This window comes from Anditalea andensis (assembly GCF_000714815.1).
GTDB classification, from domain to species: Bacteria; Bacteroidota; Bacteroidia; order Cytophagales; family Cyclobacteriaceae; genus Anditalea; species Anditalea andensis.
Map to the genome: position 1 here is coordinate 205,554 of NZ_JMIH01000014.1, position 22,631 is coordinate 228,184.

The following is a 22,631-nucleotide window of genomic DNA, read 5'->3' on the forward strand; positions in this document are numbered from 1 at the left end:
AGTATATAAGTCTTACAGCTATAAGTAGTGGAATATTAAAGCGTGAAGTTAAAGTTTAGTAATAGGATATAATCGCAGCTAACTACTTCGCGCATAGGTCAAAGTAAGACAAAATCAGTAGAGGGAATTGCAAAGTAGAAAATTAGATATCAGATAAATTAAAAGATGATAAAGATGAAGAAATTATGTTGTGGTATTGTCCTTTTGGCCATATGTATCATTAAGCCAGTGTGTGCACAAGATGAGTATACCCGAAAGGCGGATTCGATCATAGCTATCATGACCCTGGAGGAAAAAATAGGCCAGCTGAATCTTCCTGCAGCAGGTGACATTACCACAGGACAGGCTGCCAGTGCCAATATTGCAGAAAAAATCAAAGCAGGCCAGGTTGGAGGATTGTTTAACTTAAAGTCTGCCGAAAAAATAAGGGATGTCCAGCGTGTAGCAGTGGAAGAAAGCAGGTTAAAAATCCCCCTACTTTTTGGTATGGATGTAATCCATGGATACGAATCAGTATTTCCTATTCCGCTGGGTATGGCCAGTAGCTGGGATATGGAATTGATTGAAAAATCTGCGAGAATAGCGGCCATAGAGGCAAGTGCAGATGGGATCAACTGGACTTTTTCTCCTATGACTGATATATCACGTGACCCCAGATGGGGGCGTGTATCGGAAGGAAACGGCGAAGACCCTTATCTGGGCTCCCAAATAGCCAAAGCGATGGTAAATGGGTACCAGGGAGATGACCTTTCTGCTCCTAATACCATTATGGCATGTGTGAAACATTTTGCACTTTATGGAGCTCCTGAAGCTGGAAGGGATTACCATACGGTGGATATGAGCAGGCACAGAATGTATAATGAGTATTTCCCCCCATACCAAGCGGCTATAGATGCCGGTGTGGGTACTGTGATGACGGCTTTCAATGAGGTAGACGGGATCCCTGCCAGTGCCAATAAATGGCTGATGACAGAAGTATTAAGAAATCAGTGGGGATTTGATGGCTTTGTGGTCACAGACTATACAGCCATCAATGAGATGATAGATCATGGTATAGGTGATTTAAAGGAAGTATCTGCCCGAGCCCTCCAGGCTGGTGTGGAAATGGATATGGTCGGTGAGGGATTTTTGACTACCTTACCCCAGTCTCTGGAAGAAGGAAGGATTACCCAAAAGCAAATAGATGATGCCTGTAGGCTTATATTGGTAGCTAAATACAGATTGGGACTATTTGACAATCCATATCAATATGCAGATCCCGAAAGATCAAAAAAAGATGTTTATTCTAATGAAAACAGAAAAGTAGCCAGGGAGATTGCTTCCCAAACATTCGTTCTGCTCAAAAATGATGATCAGATATTGCCCTTAAAAAAACAAGGTAAAATAGCCTTGGTAGGACCTTTGGGAGACAACAAAGAAAACATGACAGGTACATGGAGTGTGGCTGCAAGAGTGGATGAAGCCATATCTTTAAGGGAAGGCCTTCAAAATGCCATTGGGAACAAAGCAGAAATCGTATACGCCCGTGGGGCCAATGTAGTAGCTGACCCTGCTCTGGAGGCACGTATCAGCATATTCGGTAAAAATACCCACAGAGATGATAGGCCGGCAGCTGATATGATAAATGAAGCGCTGGAAATAGCTAAAGATGCTGATGTTATCATTGCCGCTATGGGTGAAGCTGCCGAGATGAGCGGTGAAGCCTCCAGTATGACTGATATAACCTTACCTGAAAACCAAAGAGATTTGTTAAAAGCCCTTCTAAAAACAGGAAAACCAGTGATAATGGTTCTCTTCACCGGACGCCCTTTGGCCCTTCAGTGGGAAGAAGATCATATGCCTGCCATTCTAAATGTCTGGTTTGCCGGAAGTGAAGCTGGAGATGCTATAGCGGATGTCCTCTTCGGTGATATCAATCCTTCAGGTAAGCTTACCGCTACATTCCCCCGAAATGTAGGCCAAATCCCCATCTATTATAACCATAAAAATACAGGAAGGCCCCTATCCGAAGGTGAATGGTTTCAGAAATTCAGATCTAATTATCTTGACGTACCCAATACCCCGCTCTACCCATTTGGATATGGCCTTAGCTATACCACATTTGAATATGGAGATATTAAACTCAGCCATACAGAACTTCAGGGTGATCAAACACTGAAGGCCAGCATAGAACTGAAAAATACAGGAACATATGATGGAGCTGAAGTAGTACAGCTCTACATCAGAGATGTAGTGGCAAGTGTTACCAGGCCCGTAAAAGAACTTAAGGGATTTCAAAAAATAAATTTACAAGCAGGGGAATCCAGAACAGTGACCTTTGAGATTACGCCCAATGATCTTATGTTTTATGATTATGATCTTGAACATGTCTGGGAACCTGGAGCGTTTGAAATCATGATCGGTGGAAATTCCGAGGAGCTGAAAACAGGTAAAGTTGACTGGAAAAAATAGATAGGCTATAAATCTCCTGCCCATTTATTCTTTTTTTTGCAGTGATAATTTAATTCTCTGGATAGGTAATAACCCACTTAATATGAATTGAGTGGGTTATTACATTTTTTTACCCCTATGTGGGTTAAGGATCAATCCATCTTTACTCATAAGCTGTTGATTTGTAAGCACAAAAAAATACACTTTACCACATGCCGCTTATTTTGTTGATAAAAAAGAATCAATTAAGAAAAAATTCGGTTTAGTATAGCGTTAAATAAAAACTATGAATCCACATATTGATAAGATCTTGGCTGAAATAAAGCCTTATAGAAGTAGCCTTCTGTCTCATCCGCTTTATAATGAATTGAAAGATTTAAATAATTTTCGGCTTTTCATGGAGCATCATGTATTTGCAGTTTGGGACTTTATGACCCTATTGAAAGCCTTACAGATCAAGCTTACCGGAATGAGTCTACCATGGACACCCGCTAAAGAACCTATGGTAGCCAGGCTTATCAATGACATCGTCCTGGCTGAAGAAAGTGATGAAGATGGCAAAGGCGGATACTGTAGCCACTTTGAGCTATACCTTAGGGCTATGAAAGAAGCGGGATCAGATACTACTTTGATAGATAACTTAATAGAAAAAGTCTCTACGACAGGTAACTTTTCATCCGCTATAGCCTCTATAGAATTACCCAGTAACATTACGCATTTTTTATGGGAAAATTACCGTGTAGTAGAAGAGGGGAAACCACATGAAATAGCGGCCTCTTTTACTTTAGGGAGGGAAGATCTTATACCTGATCTATTTAGGCAGCTGGTAAATGATCATATTAAAACCAAGCCGGAGGAATTAGATACCCTGGCCTATTATTTTGACAGGCATATCCATTTAGATGAAGATCATCATGGACCATTGGCTATGAAAATGTTAGTACACCTCTGCGGTGATGATGAAACAAGGTGGGAAGAAACAAAATCAGCCGCTATACATGCCCTGGAAGCAAGGAAAGTTCTATGGGATGGGATCTATGATGCTGTATTGGAAAATGCAAATAGCCAAAACTAGAATGAATGCTATATTATTCCAAGTCTGGATGCATTCATCCTATTCTTTATAAACCCTTTTTTACGAATGAAAGTATAGTTTGTATAGCTACTTGAATACTTCGATATTACCTCATATGAATTACATATCAAAACTTATTATTCTCTTTAGTTTACTGCCATGTTTAGTCCAAGGTCAGGAATATAATTACCTTGAAATGAACGTACCTGAGTTTGAACTTCCAGATTTATTTACAGATCTTAAAGGGAATGAGATTAAAACTGTAAAAGATTGGGAATCGATCCGTAGACCTGAAATCATGAAGCTCTTAGGCGACCAGGTGTATGGGCATGTTCGGGATTATGATGAAATATCCTTTTATTTAGAAGATAAAGAAAAAAATCCATTACCTGAAAAAGCTACCTTTAAACAGATAGCCATTACCGTAAGACAGGACAGTAGACAATATACCTTTCATCTGGATTTATTCATCCCTAATACCGATACAGGTCCTTATCCCGTTTTCCTGATGATCACCCACCGTAACAAAGGTAGAATAGAAAACGAATATGATCTGGGTTCATGGCCTGTAGAGACAGTGATCGATGCAGGTTATGCCATGGCAGCATTTCATGTATCAGAAGTCACCCCTGATAACAGATCGTTATATCAAGAAGGAATACTGAAACAGCTATATCCCGACGAGCTAGAAAAAAGCAATGGCATGAGAGCACTTTCTTCCTGGGCCTGGGGCGCTATGAGGGTTATGGATTATTTTGAACAGGATGAAGACATAGATGCCAATAGAAGTGCTGTAGTAGGCCACTCTCGAGCTGGTAAAGCTGCACTTTGGACGGGAGCCAATGATCCCCGCTGGGCCATCACCATATCCAATCAATCCGGGGCAGGTGGGGCAGCGCTATCTAAAAGAAAATTTGGAGAAACCGTCAAAAAACTTAACTCCTCTTTCCCTCATTGGTTTACCGATAACTTTAATGCCTATTCAGATAAAGAGGAAAACCTGCCTTTAGACCAGCATTTTCTGATAGGTGCCATAGCGCCACGCGCCGTTTATGTAGGTAGTGCCAAGCTGGACCAATGGTCCGATCCGAAAGGAGAATTTTTAGGATTAAAGCTAGGTACAGAGGTACATTCAAAAATATATAAGCAGGATATAGCCTTATCTGAAGATTTTATATCCGTCACTACTCCTGAAATACATAAACATGCCGGCTATCACCTCCGTATGGGCAAACATTCCTTTACCACTTACGATTGGGAGCGGTTTATAGAATTTGCCGATAAGCAGTTTAAATGAATTATTTGCTATCATTAAGTATCAAGAAAATAAAGGCGACGTACTATTTTCTTTGCCAATTAAAAAGATCCTTCCATCTACAGAGGGCCTATATCCCTCTGAGTTAGCGAATAAAAATATTTGCAGGTAAGAGCGATATAATGAAAAACACCAGCCATTAATACTTGTATTTTTAATCACTGAATTCCATTATATCACATCACCTTATAGCCAGCTCCTACTCCGCTGCACTGCCTGATGCCAATATTTCAAATATTTAATCACTTTATCCGAATCCATATTTGGAGTAAAGACTGTCCCTTCCTCCACTAATACTTCCAACTCAGAGGTATCTTTCCAATAGCCTATAGCGAGCCCGGCCATAAAGGCTGCTCCAAGTGCAGGGGTCTCTAAAAATCTAGGTCTGGTCACTATACAATTTAAAATATCGGTTTGAAACTGCATCAGAAAATTGTTTTCGGTAGCGCCACCATCTACTTTAAGCCCTTTGGTCTTTTGCCCACTGTCTTTTTCCATGGCCTTAAGGACATCATACACCTGGTAGGTAATCGATTCTAAAGCCGCACGTGAAAAATGCGCAGCAGTAGTGCCTCTGCTGATTCCAAAAAATGCTCCCCTTGCTTCCTGATCCCAGTATGGAGCTCCTAATCCCGTAAGTGCAGGGACAAAATACACTCCTCCGTTGTCCGGTAGATCCATAGCCAATCGCTCGGTTTCTCCTGCATGATCAATTATTTTCAGTCCATCCCTTAGCCACTGTACGGCTGCCCCACCTATAAATACACTCCCTTCCAGAGCAAATATAGTTTCTTCTTTGATTTTCCAGGCAATGGTCGTCAGCAACTCATTTTTTGATTTAATAGGGGTTTTACCCGTATTCATCACCAGAAAGCACCCCGTCCCATAGGTAGTTTTCGCCATACCCTTTTCCAAACATAACTGTCCAAAAAGTGCTGCATGCTGATCACCAGCCGCAGCTGCTATAGGGATACTTGCAGAAAAGATTTTACCGGAAGTAGTTCCGAAGATTTCACTATTGGACTTCACTTCTGGAAGGATACTCTGCGGTATATCAAAAAGGCGTAACAACTCATCATCCCAAGTCTGATCATGAATATTATAAAGCATGGTTCGGCTGGCATTTGTGATGTCAGTGCAATGCTTAGCTCCATTTGTCATTTTCCAGATCAACCATGCATCCACTGTACCAAAACAAACCCCTCCCCTATCAGCTTTTTCACGCACTCCTTCTATATTATCAAAGATCCATTTAATCTTGCTTGCCGAAAAATAGGCATCTATGACCAGACCTGTCTTGCTATTGATGGTGTTAAAATATCCCTTTGCTTTTAAATCATCACAATATGCTGAGGTCCTCCGATCCTGCCATACGATAGCATTATATAAAGGCAAACCGGTTTGTCTGTCCCACATTACAGTAGTTTCCCTTTGGTTGGCTATTCCTATAGCTGCTACTTGATCTATTGCAATATTAGCTTTTGTGATGGCTTCAGTAGCGACAGATGCTTGGCTGGTCCATATCTCTATAGGATCATGTTCTACCCAGCCCGGTTGGGGATATATCTGAGAAATGTCTTTTTGGGCTTTAGAAAGAACCTGACCCTGATGATTAAACAATATAGCTCTGGAACTAGTCGTGCCTTGGTCTAAAGATAAAATATATCGGTCTGTTAGTTTCATATCCCGGTAATTGATATAATTGCTTTGTACGCATGGATTAATATGATAAAAAAACGATCAGAAAAAGCTTTTTAATACACCCCTTCATATCATATACTTTTTTGCCAGCTTTTTAAACCGGTGTATCTCTGCCTGTATCCAAACCTCGTCCCGCACCAGTTCTTTGGCCATCAACTCAGCCACCATAGAGACCATTTCTGTGGCAGCTTTAGCATCTAGAAAAAGCATACGGAATCTGCGAGCTAAAACATCATCCACCTTTAAGGCCATTTCATTCCTGACGGCCCATATTACTTCAGCTCTGGTATATGGATAATCGGGATGTAGAGGTTGATTGAGATCTGGCTGGTCCACCCAAAGCTTTATGATATGATCAGCATCACTTCCGTATATGGATAGATGACCGGACGCAACTCCATCTTTATAACCATGAATTTTCACCATAGATGAACTGCTTTGGGGTATTTTTATGGTATATTTATTCACTATAGCATCTACCGCATCTTCCCCCATTTTTCTGAAAGTGGTCCATTTCCCCCCTATTATGGAAACCAGACCACTTTTAGAAACGGTAATTTTATGGCTTCGAGATATATCCTGGGTTTTTGATCTTTCTTCAGCCGGAGCAGCCAAAGGCCTCATTCCTGCATAGGATGAAAGGATATCCGATTTATGCGGTTTTTTTACCATAAATGTCCCAAATGTTTCTAGGATAAAATCAATTTCACGGGCAAGTGGGACTGGCTCATTTTTGGGGGTTTTCCTAAGGATATCAGTTGTGCCCAGTATTACTTTTTCGTGCCATGGTATAGCAAAAAGTACCCTGCCATCAGCGGTTTTTGGGATCATAAGGGCATCATCACTGGCTAAAAATGCCCTATCAAGCACTATATGGGAACCTTGGCTGGGTTTAAGGGTTTTCTTTGACTTGATATTGTCCATCTTCAAAACTTTATCAGCAAAAACCCCGGTGGCATTGACTACTGTATGCGCAAGTATATGGTATTTGCGCTTAGATATCATATCTTGAATCAAAAAACCGTTTATATGACCGTTTTCATTTTTGCCTAAGGATATTACTTTCATATAATTTAAAATATTCCCTCCCATATCATCACAGGTCTGTGCAATATTGAGCGCAAGCCGTGCATCATCAAATTGGCCATCATAATAGACTACGCCCCCTATAAGTCCTTTAGAGTTTATAGTCGGCAAACTTCTCATCACTCTCGCTTTAGAGATAAATTTAGATGACCCTATACTATATTTCCCCGCTAACATGTCATAAACTTTAAGCCCAGTGTTGTATTTGATCAAATCATAAAAAGTATAAATGGGAATGATAAAAGTTTGTTTTCTTGATACGTGCGGTGCATTTTTTAGAATGATGCTTCTTTCCTTCAAGGCGTCCATGACTATTTTTATTTGTCCATGGGCCAGATATCTCACACCACCATGCAGAAGTTTGGTACTTCTACTCGAGGTGCCTTTGGCAAAATCGGATTTTTCTACCAACAGCACTGACAGGCCACGGGACAAAGCGTCCAGTGCTACCCCTAGTCCTGAAGCTCCCCCACCTATTATAGCTATATCCCAAACTTTTTGCTCCAGACATTTAATCTTGCTTTCTCTATTCATTTTCTTAAAAAAACCTTTATCCTGCCCCAATAAGATACAAAATCAAAATCGGATTTAAGGTTTTATCAACAAAAGTATTATCGAATGATGGATATGGACGCCATTTGAATGTTACAAATCTAAAATTCCACCCTACGGTCTTCATCTATACGCAAATGTTCATCGCGCATAAGCTCATGCTCTTTCATCATTTGTTCATACTCTTGCTCCATTCTGGCCTGTTGCCCTTCTATTTCCCGGTACCTTTGCTGCCAAGCTTCTTCTCCGATCTCGTCCCTATCCAAATTCCAAAATGCCCGATGTTCATCCATAAGCCTCCGGTGTTCTTGCATCATATCGGCATGGCTCGCCTTCAGTTCCCTTATGCGCTGTTCTGCTGTCCTGACTCTATCTGCATCTAAAGAACCACCCCGCTCTGATAAATAGCGGTCATCTCCTGCTTCTACTTCCCCATGGCGCCTCTCCCGCTGCGGGTAGTTGCTATTTCTATGATCAGGGCCTTCTAGAAGTGGCTGTTCCTGTACCACACCTTCTTCCCTTCTGTCATTACAGGCCACGACAGAAAATATAATCAGCGATAATAATAAATGGTTAGCTTTCATATTAAAATAGGTATTGGTTCAATTAACAAAACAGTTGAAAATGAGTATTGTTCACTTTTCCTATAGGTTATAAAATCACCAATCATCATTTAGAAGGTTGAAACCTTTAACATTGAACAGTGTAATCATTTACTTATCTCCCCACATATATAGCTATATTCCAATATTTCATATCTAAAAAATGGGCATCATGTAGGATCTCCACTTAAAGGATTATAAAGCTAGGATTTGGAAGGATTCTCTAAAGAAATACATCCTATTTTTATTTTTAAATACATAGATTTCTTCCCTAATAATTATATCTCATTAAAACCTGTTACATTCGATTTTCAAATGAAACTTAAAAGCTGTATTTAGGATTAATGTTTCCATATCTCCTTTTTAACCATTCCGATAATGCCTCCTATTCGTAATCTAGACAAACTAAATTTATGGCAATTGGCCAAAGAATCTGTTCGGGGCGGAGAATATGACTTCACTAAACTGAACATCAAGACTGGCATCATCTTACTTTCCATTCCGATGATATTGGAAATGATAATGGAATCACTGTTTGCAGTAGTGGACATATTTTTTGTAGGCAGGTTGGGGAGTGATGCCATCGCTACAGTAGGACTAACAGAAGCCGTAATTGTAATAGTGTATTCGATAGGAGTTGGGATAAGTATGGCAGCCACCGCTATCATATCCAGAAGATTTGGAGAACAAAATTATAAAGCAGCTGGAAGTGCTGCCTTTCAGCTGCTCCTCTTCGGAGGGATTACCTCTATAGTAATAGGGATATTGGGATGGATATATGGTGAGCATATCCTTCTACTAATGGGAGCCAGTGAAGAGGTTTTGGCTATAGGAGTGCCCTATACCAGAATTATATTTGCGGGCAATTCCGCTATCATGTTATTGTTCCTGATCAATGGGGCCTTTAGAGGTGCGGGACAGGCTCACCTGGCCATGCGCGCCTTATGGATAGCTAATGGTTTCAATATTATCCTGGATCCTATCATGATATTCGGCATAGGAAATTTCGAGGGCCTAGGCTTGGTAGGTGCCGCCTGGGCTACCAATATTGGCAGAAGCATAGGTGTTGTATACCAACTTTACCACCTCCTCAATGGTAAAAACCGACTGGTAATCATCAGGGAAAATCTAAAACTAAAATGGAAAACCATCTATAGAATATGTCTGATTTCCTTCAATGGAATGGGACAGTTTTTAATAGATTCTGTAGCATGGATTGCCCTGACCAGAATGGTGGCAGAATTCGGATCGGTGGCTGTCGCAGGATACACCCTATCCTTTCGCATCTTAATGTTCAGTCTTATGCCCGCATGGGGACTTTCAGCTGCCGCCGCTACATTGGTAGGGCAAAACCTGGGCGCGGGAAAAATACGCAGATCCGAAATATCCGTCTGGATCACCGCCCGATATAATGTGATTTTTCTGGCCCTGGTTACCTGTATCTATTTGTTTTTTGGACGATCTATAATAGGCTTCTTTGCAGAAGGAAAAGAACTTCAGGACATCGCTACAGCAGGGCTCCAGGTCATCGTACTCGGGTATATTTTCTTTGCTGTTGGGATGACCATGACACAGGCCTTTAATGGCGCAGGAGATACCAAAACACCTATGTATATTAATATAGGTGTTTTTATCGTATTGGAAATCCCACTAGCTTATCTTCTGTCTATGTCATTTGGTATGGGGGTGATGGGCGTATTCATTACTATAGCCTTTTCGCATTCACTTCATGCTTTGGTGGCACTTTGGTTTTTCAGAAGGGGGAAATGGAAGAAGGTGGTAGTCTGATGAAGTAGTCAGGTTAAACAGAAAGAAAACAAGGTAAGCAATAAGAAGGAGAAGAGGTCTATTCGATCCCATCTCAGATATTTACCTTCTCGTATTTCCCCTATACCTTGACAATTTTGGTAACACCGAGGTTCAATAATAAGATTTCTCCACTATATGCCCCACCACCCTCTTTACACACACTCCGAGTACATTTTTCACCACATAATCCCAAAACCTCAATACTGCCCATCCTTTTGACAGGTAGTATGCATTGATTTCACGGTCACGCTGCATATTTCTTTCTATCTTTGGAATCCAAAAAGCACGGTTAGACTTGATAGCTGTCATTTTAGTGTCCCAATCATGCCTATGCCAGAAGCAACCATCTATAAAGATCACCATCTCATATTTGATAAAAGTTATATCCGGTTTACCAGGTAGATTTTTTCTATTGCTCCTATATCCAATACCAGCATGCCATAGGGCTTTTCTTAAGATCTTTTCAGGTGCAGTATGTTTACTTTTTATCCGCGACATATTATACGACCGAAGTCTGGTCGTATAGAAGCCATTTTCTTCACAGAATCTGGGCACTTCGATTTTTTATTCAGGATAGGACTTACTTATCCATAAGTATCATAAATCTTATAATATAAACGAGATTCATCACTTAAAAGTACTATATATAATTGAGGGCAATAAATCAATTTAAGAGATTCCATAACTTCCCTACTAAGCTGATAACTATAATCAACCGCTCACTTGATCGGAGTCTGTAGGACTAAGTCAGCTCCCATATATTTAAAGGAAAACCTATAAGAGAGCGGATTTTACCAATTTGTTAAATAATCCGGGGTATCGATTGGTCTAAACGATTACCATACAAGAGATCAGGTTTTCTTCCACCACTTTTTTCTAAAGCTTCCCACAGTAGGTAACATTAAAGTAATAGACGTCCCAAAAAACTTTTCTACATTCAAAAAAAGGTATTAGAAATTAATCATAATCCTGTTTTGCCGTTGATCCTATTTTAATTTTGATTACCATATTTTATCTTCAAATTGTAAATTAAAGATTTAAACCTAACTAAACTTGACCATGAAAATATACTGTCTAACCTTATGCCTACTATCCGTGTCATTTTTTTCAGCAATGGCACAAACACTGAACATTGCTACCTATAATATACGGTTCGACAGTCCAAATGATGAAGGTAACATGTGGACCGACCGATCACCGCACTTAATAAACCAGATAAAATTCCATCAAATGGACATAATAGGGACTCAAGAAGGCCTTCATCATCAGTTAGAAGAAATAAATGACAAACTTGGCTTCCCCTATATAGGCATAGGGCGGGATAATGGTGACGAAAAAGGAGAGTTCAGTGCTATATTTTATAATCCTGATAAATTCACCGTAGTAGAAGAAAATACATTTTGGCTATCAGAAACTCCTGAGGTACCCTCCAAAGGCTGGGATGCGCAATTAAACAGGGTCTGCACCTATGGTAAGTTCAGTCATGAAGAAATGGGTACATTCTATGTATTTAATGTTCACTATGATCATATGGGACAGAAGGCCAGGGAAGAAAGCAGTAAATTATTATTGCAAAAAATAAAAGAAATCAATGCTGAAAACCTTCCGCTTATATTAATGGGCGATTTTAATATTACTGATGAGAACCCGGCATACCAAACTATAGCTTCCTCAGCTCTTCAGGACAGTAGGGATAAATCCGAAACCACCCCCATAGGGCCCAATGGCACCTTCAATGCATTCAAATGGGAAATGCTACCTGAAAACCGCATTGATCACCTTTTTGTAAGTGATGATTTTAAAGTACATAGATATGGAATACTTACCGATAATTATGGTAAAAAATACCCTTCAGATCACTTTCCTGTATTGATTGAAATAGGATTATAGGTATACCATTCATCTTAGAGACCTATAGTGGCCCTCCACCCAAAACCTATTAAGTGACCTTAGACCCATGGCTTAAGGTCACTTATGAAAGCAATCTACACGAACCAAATAATATTAATATAAAAATAAAATAATAAAAATAAAGTATTGAATAAAATATATCCATTAATTCAGGATTTTTCACATTAGTAGCCATATATATTTTTTATATACCATAAAATTTGTTTTATATCCACATTTTACCTATTTTACTAAAACCAAATTTTTAGTGTTTAATTTTTAATAATAGATATATGCCGATAGAAGAATATAAAGTGGATGGATTTTTCGATGAAATGATGGAAGCAGAAGGAGGTTGCAGAAGTCACTATAAGCAATTCGATAATTTAATTAAAAAAACTTCCAAGAAAAAACTGGGGCAGCTTCAGTTTTCGGCTGATAAAGCCCAAATGGCTATGGGTATGACTTTCAATGTCTACCATGATAACCAGGGAATAGAAAAAATCCTTCATTTGGATATCATTCCGAGAATTATTCCCAACGCTGAATGGACGATCCTTGAAGCCGGTTTAAAGCAGCGTATACATGCACTCAACCTTTTTCTTCAGGACATTTATAATGACCAAAAGATCCTAAAGGACAAAGTGGTACCTAAAGACCTTATCTTAAACAGTAAAGACTATCTCAAACCCTGCATAGGGCTGACACCTCCTAAGGGAATATGGTGCCATATTACAGGAACAGACTTGGTAAAAGATAAAGACGGCAAATACTATATTCTTGAGGACAACCTTCGCTGCCCATCGGGTGTATCGTACATGTTAGAAAGTAGGGAAATCATCAAGAGAGCTTATCCCAAACTATTTAATGATCTGGGAGTAAGGCCAGTCTCAGATTATCCAACCAAGTTATTGAACATGCTGCAGTTCCTTTCTGATAAGCCAAAACCAAAAATAGGCGTTCTGACACCTGGGATTCATAATTCAGCCTATTTTGAGCATTCTTATCTAGCCCAGCAAATGGGTGCTGAACTTGTAGTAGGATATGATCTAATCGTTCAAAAAAAGCATGTATACATGCAGACTACCCATGGTCTGGAGGTGATAGATGTGCTATATCGTAGGTTAGATGATACTTTTATAGATCCACTTGCATTTAATCCACATTCATTATTGGGGGTCCCCGGTTTGTATGAAGCCTATAAGGCTGGAAACATCGCCATGGCAAATGCCCCTGGCACAGGAGTAGCTGATGACAAAGCTGTTTATGCCTACGTTCCACGGATTATCAAATACTATTTGGATGAAGAGCCTATATTAAACAATGTTCCTACTTATTTGTGCAGAGAAGAGGATGACAGGAAATATGTCCTGGAAAATATCGACCAATTAGTGGTAAAGGAAACCAATGCTGCAGGAGGCTATGGCATGCTTATCGGACCCAAAGCTGATAAGGCTGAGCATGAAAAATTCAGGACACTTATAAAATCCAACCCTACCAATTATATCGCACAGCCTACTTTATCTCTCTCTACCGTACCCACCCTTATAGATGACAAAATAGAGCCCCGGCATGTAGATTTGAGACCGTATATATTATATGGAGAAAACATTGAAGTGATCCCGGGAGCACTGACCCGAGTAGCGCTGACCAAGGGCTCACTGGTGGTAAATAGTTCTCAGGGTGGAGGCAGTAAGGATACATGGGTTTTATATAAATAACAAAAAAAAGATATGTTAAGCAGAGTAGCAAATTCAATATACTGGTTGGGTAGATACACGGAAAGAGCAGAAAATTATGCACGTTTTATCGATGTGAATTTTAACCTTATGCTGGATCTTCCAAGTGATCTGAAAGAACAATGGCAACCACTGATACACGCCACGGGTGACTATGACATCTATATTGCCAAATATGGTTTTAAATTTGACCGGAAGACGGTTATATTCTTTTTAGCTTTTGACGAAGACAATCCCAATTCGGTATTTAAATCAATATCAAATGCGAGAGAGAATGCCAGGGTCATCCGAGAAAACCTGAGCAAAGAAACATGGGAAAAACTTAACGAGACCTATCACTTTGTAAAGGATGGAAGGGACAAGAAAATATGGAAAAGCGAGGACCCACGGGCATTTTTCGAAAATGTAAAAAGTGGTATACTATTACTTTATGGACTGGCGGACAGCACTGTGGCCCGTACTGAGGGATGGTATTTCAGACAGCTGGGCCAGTATCTGGAACGTGCCGATAAGACCAGTAGAATTTTGGACGTAAAGTACCACATACTGCTACCCTCCCCCGAGGAAGTCGGCTCACCGATGGATTTTCTCCATTGGATGGCACTTTTAAAATCCGTTACAGCCTTTAATACTTACAGAAGGATTTACGGAAACATCGACCCTTCAGGAGTCATGGAATTTTTAGTACTCAATAAATATTTTCCCAGATCGGTGTTCTTTTGTCTCAAAGAAGCTGAAAAGTGTCTTTATAAAATATCAGGTTCTGACGGACAGGGCTATAAAAACAGTGCAGAAAAAGCAATGGGCGAGCTAAGATCAAAACTTGAATTTGCCGATGTGCATGACATCATTAATGTAGGGCTTCATGAATATCTGGATGAGCTGCAAATAAAAATAAATAAAATTTCTAATGAGATAGATTCCAATTTCTTCCAAATAAAGAATAACTTTATTGCTCAAACACAAGTACAGGAATGACATTTTGTTTAGGAATTAAAACACAAACCGGGATAGTAGGATTGGCCGATACCCGAATTACATCAGGCAGCGAAACCACCACTTCCAAAAAAATATATACTGTAAATAAAGAGAAACACACCTTTTTTATCATGACATCAGGACTTCGCTCTGTCAGGGACAAAGCGATAACCTACTTTACCGAAGTCATAGAAGAACAGGATGACAATTTTAACAAGCTATATAAAGCAGCCAACGAATTTGGCAATCAGATAAAAAGGGTGGCCAAAGAAGACCAGGCAAGCCTGGAAGCGGGAGGGTTATCTTTTAATCTTTTCTCCATTATAGGAGGACAGCTAGAGCAGGACAAGGAACCCAAGCTCTATTTACTTTATCCACAAGGGAACTGGATAGAGATAAGGAAAGGTACTCCCTTTGTCATCATTGGAAATTCTGGTTTTGGCACCCCTATTTTACGAAGATCATTGAAATATGAGGAATCTTTAGAATTCGCTTTAAAGAGTGCATTCTTAGCATTTGAGGCTACCCGGATCTCTGTAAATGATGTAGATTACCCCATAGATACTGTAGTATTAGAAAATGACAGCTATAATATCATAGAAACTCGCTTTGAACAAAAGGAGGTAGAACATATTGCTGAATTTTGGAACACAAAGCTGAAGGACGCCATCAATACCCTGCCGGCTCAGGTATTGAATAAAGCCTTCACTGTAAATGATTCACAGCTTCACTTAGAATTGGAAGAATAATGTTATTAAACATAACCCATATTACTAATTATACTTATAGTGAATCAGTACCTTTAAATCCGCATAGCATATACCTATACCCTTTACCTAGAAAACATGCTAAATTATTGAACTTTGACCTTCAGGTCACTCCTACCCCAGTGGATGTACAGCAGCGTTTCAGTATAGAAAACAATCCTTATTACCTTGCATGGTTTATCGGAGAGCACGCTTCTCTTTCCATCGAAGTTTCCCTTCAGCTAGCTATAACCCCATTTAATCCGTTTTCTTTTGTCATAGACCCCGATTTTATGAAGAGTTATTCTGCTGGAACTAACTTTCAGAATTTATATAAACCAGAAGAAATGAAACTATTAAGTCCTTCTTTAACATTAGAGGAAGGCTTGAATTTTGGGGATTTTGTAACTAAACTTCATAAAGAGCATCCTGATCCAATAAATTTTCTGGTAGCTATCACCGAAAGTATTCATTCACAGTGGAAACATATCATCAGGGAAGAAGAAAATTTATGGTCTCCGGATAAGACATTTTTAGCTAATGAGGGGTCCTGCCGGGACCTATCATGGATGCTCATGCAGATGCTCAGAAAGGTAGGATTAGGGACAAAATTTGTAAGCGGCTATGCCTTTAACCCTGAATTGGATGAAGGCAATGACCTCCATGCATGGGTAGAAGTATATCTCCCCGGTGCAGGATGGGTGGGCATAGATCCCAGTTTAGGACTTTTAACTGATGAACACTATATACCTTTGGCCAGTAGCGCTATCCCCCAATTCACGCTTCCTGTGAGTGGAACCTACGGAGGCACTGCCAGCAGTGAGATGCATACAGAGGTGGTGATAAGTGAGGTGTAGTATGATTGATGTCGCATGTTAAAAAGATATTTGACCGAACGCGTGATAAAAAATGGAAGCTAGAAGGGTAAGACCGAAGAAAATTAAATTAAAGAATGTATTTAGGGTGATGCATGGCATTATAATGTAATTTCCCCAAAAAGAATAGATAGGATATTTTTTTACGATCACTATCCCACCTGCGAACAATAATTGTCCGATTAAGAACGCTCTTCTAAAAAAAGACTCTAAACATGCCTGAATCGTCGATTTTTTATGGCATAGCTTATGGAAAGCATAGTAGAACAAATCTTGTAATATGATGAAATTCTATGCATTAAGGGCAGCTTTTCGAAATCTAATACCGAAATTGAATGGCTGGGAAAAAGCAAGGACGCCTCAATGCAATTCAAGCTATTTAGGTCTGATGAGGGTTTCATGCCTACTATGGGAATAGAATTGCTACAGGGAAGGAATTTTATATGCTCAGATCAGGATTCTCTTAACTACATCATCAACCGCAGAGCGATGGAAATAATGGGAATTCCAGAGCATGAAGTGATCGGATCAGAACTCGGTGTTTGGGGCAATAATGGAAGGATTATCGGTGTGACTGAAGATTTTCATAACGATAACCTTATGGTGGCTATATAGCCTTTGGTATTTCTTTATTCAAAAAATCTTGGAGCACATTATTATGTAAAAGTAGATCAGGCTTCATCCATGGAAGAATCATTGGCCGGGATCGAAGAAGTTTTTAAAACTTATAGCCCAGACTATCCATTTCAATTTACTTTTTTGGACGAGCTGTTTGAACGGCAGTATAAGGCTGATATAGTACTGGGTAGGCTTTCTATGAGTTTTATGGAGATTTCAATCATAATATCATGCTTGGGGCTTTTTGGTTTGGCAACATTCACCGCATCACGACGGATAAAAGAACTTGGTATCAGAAAAGTAATGGGAGCTAGTTCGCTTAATTTGGTTCTGATGCTATGTGGTGATTTCACTAAACTAATATTAATCAGTATTACTATTGGCAGTTCCATTGCCTGGTATTTGGCTAAAGAATATCTTTCAGGTTTTGCCTTTCATGTAGATATCAGTGGAAGTGTATTTTTACTTGCCTCTGTAGGATTATTGACTTTATCACAGCTCACGGTAGGATACCAATCCCTAAAAGCTGCTTTTACTAATCCTGCGGCGTCCCTGAAAAATGAATGAGCGTAACAATTTGATTACTGCCATTGAGAAATCCAGCTCCCCATTTCCAGCAGCTCTTTGATATCTGGGGATAAAGGTCTTTCAGTACATAAAGGAAAGCCTCACAGCTCCGGTTGCTTCGGTGCCAATGGTAATGGAGAAGTGCTTTTAACCTACTTGGCATTTACAATATCGATTATATGTCAACTACTTGGGTCACTGACATTTTTAATAAAAATAATCTGACCTATTTAATCCATAAGCTGTTGAAAAGAACAAAATTGCGTAATTTTTCACCCCACTTTATCACGTTACCATACGTTATCATTGGTACCTTATCGGAAGCTTGATAGTATTACAGTGGTAGAAAGTGAAAACAATCTAATCACCATAATAAATAAATACCCCATAAAATACGTTAAGGCTAGCCCTTGTCTGACCTATGTGGTTTATAGGGGTCATAATCTTATTTTGCTGGCAGTACCTTAGCGCTCACTTGTCCAAAACCAACCCTGATGTTTCCATTTTCACAGTAGCCCCGCATGGTCACTGTATCTCCATCGTTGATAAACTTTCTTTCTGATCCGTCACTGAGTTTGATGGGTTTGGTCCCCTTCCAGGAAAGTTCCAACATAGAACCATAGCTATCCTCAGTAGGTCCGGAAATGGTGCCGGAGGCATACATATCCCCCACATTGATATTGCACCCATTTACAGTATGGTGGGCCAGCTGCTGGGCTATGTTCCAATACATATATTTGAAATTGGAAGAGCAGAGTTTATTTTCGTGGCCTTTCTCAGGTGACAGATATACCTCTAATTGAATATCAAAACCATGGTCCTTTTCACACTGGAGGTAAGGAAGGACTTCGGGATCCTGCTTAGGATTGGCCACCCTGAATGGTTCCAGCGCATCCAGCGTCACAATCCAAGGCGATATGCTGGAGGCAAAGTTTTTTCCAAGAAATGGGCCTAAGGGAACATATTCCCAGGCCTGTAAATCTCTCGCAGACCAATCATTGAAAAGCACAAAACCGAAAATATAATCTTCTGCATCTGCTGTAGAAATATTGTCCCCCATCTTAGTAGATTTACCGGTGATAAAAGCCAGCTCCAGTTCGAAATCCAATCTCCGTGAAGGACCGAATTCGGGGGTCTCCATATTGGCGTCCTTATACTGACCTTTTGGCCTATGTATAGGTATGCCCGAGGGAACTATGGATGACGCCCTTCCATGGTACCCTACTGGAAGGTGTTTCCAGTTGGGTAACAGCGCATTTTCAGGATCTCTAAACATGGTGCCTACATTGGTGGCATGTTCCATACTGCTATAAAAATCTGTATAATCACCTACTTTCACCGGCATTAGCATTTCGGCATCCTTAAAATTTACCATTGCTTTACCTCTACTCTGGTGATCTTTAAGATCTGCAGTATCTTCCTCGAGGAGATACTGCACCCTTTCCCTTACTTTGCGGGTGATGTTTTTCCCCAGAGCTATAAAATCATTCAGGGAGTCCTTTACAAAAATATCTTCGGGAAGGTGGCAGTCAGATAAAAAACCTTCATTTTGAAGAATGGAGAGATCCACTATTTTTTCGCCAATGGCAATGCCTGCTCTGGGAGATAACCTTTTATTTTTAAAAACACCGAATGGTAGATTATAAATGGTAAAATCTGTATTTTTTGGCATTTGGACCCAAGTAGATTTTTGGGATACATTTTGGTTCTTCATTATCAAAAATTAGTTTAAGACAAATTTATAATTAATAAGCCGAGTTCAAAACACTATTCCAATATAAAGGGTCGCTTAATCATTAAAAGAGTGGTGCCTAAAAGGATATTTATACTATTTTTGCACTTTGTTTAATCAAATATGTGAATGCCCCATGTCGCTATCTACTAAATATAATCCTGCAGAATCAGAATCAAAATGGTACCAGTTCTGGATTGAAAATAAATTGTTTAATTCCCAGATAGATTATAACAAAGAACCATATACGGTAGTCATCCCCCCTCCCAATGTTACCGGCGTGCTGCATATGGGTCATATGCTTAATAACACCCTACAGGATGTACTGGTAAGAAAAGCCAGAATGGAAGGCAAAAATGCCTGCTGGGTCCCTGGCACCGACCATGCCTCTATTGCTACTGAAACCAAGGTGGTGGCGATGCTGAAAGAGAAGGGTATCGATAAAAAATCCCTTTCCAGAGAGGAGTTTTTGAAATATGCCTGGGAGTGGAAAGAAAAATATGGGGGCATCATCTTGGAGCAGCTCAAAAAACTTGGAGCTTCCTGTGATTGGGACAGGACGAAGTTCACCATGGACGAGGACCTCAGTCAGGCTGTTACCAGCGTATTTATAGACCTCCACAAAAAAGGAAAAATCTATCGTGGCATACGCATGGTAAACTGGGACCCACAGGGCAAAACAGCTCTTTCCGATGACGAGGTGATCTTTAGAGAGATTAATTCAAAGCTTTATTATATAAATTATAAGATCGAAGGGTATAGTGATCATCTCACCATCGCTACTACCCGTCCTGAGACAATAATGGCTGATGTGGCCATCTGCATCAATCCAAATGATCCTAGGTTCCAACATCTAAAAGGTAAAAAAGCCATCATCCCGATTATAAATAGGTCAATACCTATCATAGAAGATGAATATGTGGACATGGAATTTGGTACAGGCTGCTTAAAAATAACCCCTGCCCATGATCTAAATGACTACGAGCTTGGGGTTAAGCACAAACTGGAAGTAATAGATATACTCAATGATGACGGCACCCTAAATGATAAAGCCCAAATCCTGATCGGTGAAGACCGGTTTATAGCCCGAAAAAAAATAGCCAAACTGCTCACAGAAAGTGGACACCTGGCCAAAGAAGAAGCGTATAAGTCCAATGTGGGACATTCAGAAAGAACCAATGCTGTAATAGAGCCTAAGCTATCTATGCAGTGGTTTCTGAAAATGGAAGACCTGACCAAGCCGGCTCTGAAAGCTGTCATGGAGGACATCATCCAGCTGTATCCTCCCAAGTTTAAAAACATGTACCGAAGCTGGATGGAAAATGTGCGCGACTGGTGCATATCCAGACAGCTGTGGTGGGGACATCAGATCCCCGCTTACTATCTCCCTAATGGTGAATATGTAGTAGCGGCTTCTAGAGAGGAAGCTTTGCAGATCGCCCATGAGAAGTTTGGAATTAACTATGAAGTAAACGATCTCCGACAGGAGGATGATGTACTTGATACCTGGTTCTCATCCTGGCTTTGGCCGATATCAGTATTTGATACGGATGTATTCCATACAGGAGAGCAAAATGATGAACTAAAATACTATTACCCAACTAATGATCTGGTTACAGCACCGGAAATACTCTTCTTTTGGGTGGCCAGGATGATCATCGCCGGATACGAATATACAGGAGAAAAACCTTTCAAAAATGTCTACCTCACCGGAATAGTCAGGGATAAGCTAGGAAGAAAAATGTCTAAATCCCTGGGTAATTCCCCTGACCCCCTCGAGCTTATCAAACAATACGGTGCTGATGGAGTAAGAACAGGCATGCTTTTCAGCTCACCTGCGGGCAATGATCTCCCTTTTGATGAAAAACTGGTAGAGCAAGGCAGAAATTTCTCCAATAAAATATGGAATGCCTTCAGACTGGTAAAAGGTTGGGAAATAGATTCGAATATACTGGAAAATGAGAACCAAGCGGCATTTGAGTGGTTTGAAAACCGACTGAATGAAGCCATCAAGGAAATAGAAGACCACTTCAGTAAATTCAGAATCTCAGATGCCCTTATGGCTACATATAAACTTGTCTGGGATGATTTCTGCTCATGGTACCTGGAAATGATCAAACCGCCTTATCAGCAGCCCGTAGACCTGGAAACATATGAAAAAACGATCGCGTTTTTCGAAAAAATCCTTCAGCTATTGCATCCATTTATGCCATTTATAACTGAAGAACTTTGGCAGCAGATCAAATATCGAGAAGTTAAAGAAGCGCTTATTGTATCCGAATGGCCAAAAGCCAATGATTTTGACAGCAAAACAATAAAAAACGCTACTCATATCTTTGAAGTGGTAAGCCATATAAGAAACATCAGGGCCTCCAAAGGGATATCCCCAAAGGTAGCATTTGACCTGACCATCCATACAGATAGCAAAGAACTTTATAGCTCATACGAAACTATTTTAAAAAAGCTGGCGAATCTGAATGGTATTTCCTTTGGACAAAAGGTGGAAAATGCAATCAGTTTTGTAATCAAAAGTGATGAGTTTTTCTTACCTATGGCGGAAAAGCTCGATGTAGATAAAGAAAGAGAAACCCTGTTAAAGGAAATTGATTATACAAAAGGTTTTTTGAAAGCTGTAGCCAAAAAACTGAGCAATGAAAAGTTTGTAAACAGTGCCCCTGCTCAGGTGGTAGATGCAGAGCGTAAGAAAGAAGCAGATGCACAGGCCAAAATAAAAACAATGGAAGAAAGCCTGGCAAAATTAGGTTAAATCATACTTTGGGCATTTAATCATGGAGCAGTAAACTGGGAGAAATCACCATTTACTGCTCTTTTTATTTATATCTATGCAAAAATCAAGGATGATAATCTATGGATAATGAATAGTTATGTGCAGCGTGGATCAATCTTCCTGTCTAC

General features: G+C 39.9%; 17 protein-coding genes. 12 read left to right on the top strand and 5 right to left on the bottom strand.

Going from position 1 to position 22,631, the window contains the following annotated elements; genetic code table 11:
* Positions 1–174 precede the first annotated feature (174 nt).
* From bglX to EL17_RS04510, 3 genes are all read left to right on the top strand, one after another.
* Positions 175–2,451, top strand: coding sequence for a beta-glucosidase BglX (gene bglX, locus EL17_RS04500; RefSeq protein WP_035072057.1), 2,277 nt, complete (start codon positions 175–177; stop codon positions 2,449–2,451).
* Between the two features lie 265 nt (positions 2,452–2,716).
* A complete protein-coding gene (locus tag EL17_RS04505) occupies positions 2,717–3,505 on the top strand; it encodes a DUF3050 domain-containing protein (RefSeq protein WP_035070790.1) in 789 nt (262 codons plus the stop codon).
* Between the two features lie 115 nt (positions 3,506–3,620).
* Positions 3,621–4,802 (top strand): alpha/beta hydrolase family protein, encoded by a 1,182-nt coding sequence (locus tag EL17_RS04510; RefSeq protein ID WP_035070793.1) that lies wholly within the window; start codon positions 3,621–3,623, stop codon positions 4,800–4,802.
* 204 nt (positions 4,803–5,006) lie between these two features.
* On the opposite strand, the gene glpK is transcribed toward EL17_RS04510, so the two are convergent.
* From glpK to EL17_RS04525, 3 genes are all read right to left on the bottom strand, one after another.
* Positions 5,007–6,503, bottom strand: a complete 1,497-nt coding sequence (gene glpK, locus EL17_RS04515; protein WP_035070796.1) for a glycerol kinase GlpK — start codon at positions 6,501–6,503, stop codon at positions 5,007–5,009.
* 84 nt (positions 6,504–6,587) lie between these two features.
* Complete coding sequence (locus EL17_RS04520) at positions 6,588–8,141, bottom strand: glycerol-3-phosphate dehydrogenase/oxidase (RefSeq protein WP_035072059.1); 1,554 nt, start codon at positions 8,139–8,141, stop codon at positions 6,588–6,590.
* A 119-nt stretch (positions 8,142–8,260) separates the two neighbouring features.
* Entirely contained in the window at positions 8,261–8,743 is a 483-nt protein-coding gene (locus tag EL17_RS04525; RefSeq protein ID WP_035070799.1) for a hypothetical protein, read from the bottom strand.
* Between the two features lie 396 nt (positions 8,744–9,139).
* Between EL17_RS04525 and EL17_RS04530 the strand changes: the two genes are divergently transcribed.
* Entirely contained in the window at positions 9,140–10,549 is a 1,410-nt protein-coding gene (locus EL17_RS04530; RefSeq protein WP_035070802.1) for an MATE family efflux transporter, read from the top strand.
* Positions 10,550–10,681: 132 nt separating this feature from the next.
* On the opposite strand, the gene EL17_RS04535 is transcribed toward EL17_RS04530, so the two are convergent.
* The gene (locus EL17_RS04535) at positions 10,682–11,125 is read right to left on the bottom strand and encodes a very short patch repair endonuclease (RefSeq protein ID WP_035070805.1); all 444 of its coding nucleotides are present in this window, start codon (positions 11,123–11,125) and stop codon (positions 10,682–10,684) included.
* A gap of 558 nt (positions 11,126–11,683) precedes the next feature.
* Between EL17_RS04535 and EL17_RS04540 the strand changes: the two genes are divergently transcribed.
* The 7 genes from EL17_RS04540 to EL17_RS04565 all read left to right on the top strand — a co-directional run bounded on the left by EL17_RS04540 (position 11,684) and on the right by EL17_RS04565 (position 17,983).
* Positions 11,684–12,460 (top strand): endonuclease/exonuclease/phosphatase family protein, encoded by a 777-nt coding sequence (locus tag EL17_RS04540; RefSeq protein WP_240485934.1) that lies wholly within the window; start codon positions 11,684–11,686, stop codon positions 12,458–12,460.
* Positions 12,461–12,753: 293 nt separating this feature from the next.
* Positions 12,754–14,181, top strand: coding sequence for a circularly permuted type 2 ATP-grasp protein (locus EL17_RS04545; RefSeq protein ID WP_035070812.1), 1,428 nt, complete (start codon positions 12,754–12,756; stop codon positions 14,179–14,181).
* A gap of 12 nt (positions 14,182–14,193) precedes the next feature.
* A complete protein-coding gene (locus EL17_RS04550; RefSeq protein WP_035070815.1) occupies positions 14,194–15,177 on the top strand; it encodes an alpha-E domain-containing protein in 984 nt (327 codons plus the stop codon).
* A complete protein-coding gene (locus tag EL17_RS04555; protein WP_035070818.1) occupies positions 15,174–15,926 on the top strand; it encodes a peptidase in 753 nt (250 codons plus the stop codon). The genes EL17_RS04550 and EL17_RS04555 overlap by 4 nt, the downstream gene beginning before the upstream one ends.
* On the top strand, positions 15,926–16,780 hold the full coding sequence (locus tag EL17_RS04560; protein ID WP_035070821.1) for a transglutaminase family protein: 855 nt from the start codon (positions 15,926–15,928) through the stop codon (positions 16,778–16,780). Before EL17_RS04555 ends, EL17_RS04560 begins: the two co-directional genes overlap by 1 nt.
* A gap of 381 nt (positions 16,781–17,161) precedes the next feature.
* The gene (locus tag EL17_RS22520) at positions 17,162–17,413 is read left to right on the top strand and encodes a hypothetical protein (RefSeq protein WP_051719808.1); all 252 of its coding nucleotides are present in this window, start codon (positions 17,162–17,164) and stop codon (positions 17,411–17,413) included.
* A 69-nt stretch (positions 17,414–17,482) separates the two neighbouring features.
* Entirely contained in the window at positions 17,483–17,983 is a 501-nt protein-coding gene (locus EL17_RS04565) for an ABC transporter permease (RefSeq protein WP_164674959.1), read from the top strand.
* A gap of 445 nt (positions 17,984–18,428) precedes the next feature.
* Here the strand turns inward: EL17_RS04565 and fahA are convergent, their stop codons facing one another.
* Positions 18,429–19,697 (bottom strand): fumarylacetoacetase, encoded by a 1,269-nt coding sequence (gene fahA, locus EL17_RS04570; protein WP_035070824.1) that lies wholly within the window; start codon positions 19,695–19,697, stop codon positions 18,429–18,431.
* Between the two features lie 154 nt (positions 19,698–19,851).
* Here fahA and EL17_RS04575 point away from each other — a divergent pair, with 154 nt between their 5' ends.
* Positions 19,852–22,482, top strand: a complete 2,631-nt coding sequence (locus tag EL17_RS04575) for a valine--tRNA ligase (RefSeq protein WP_035070827.1) — start codon at positions 19,852–19,854, stop codon at positions 22,480–22,482.
* Positions 22,483–22,631: the final 149 nt, after the last annotated feature.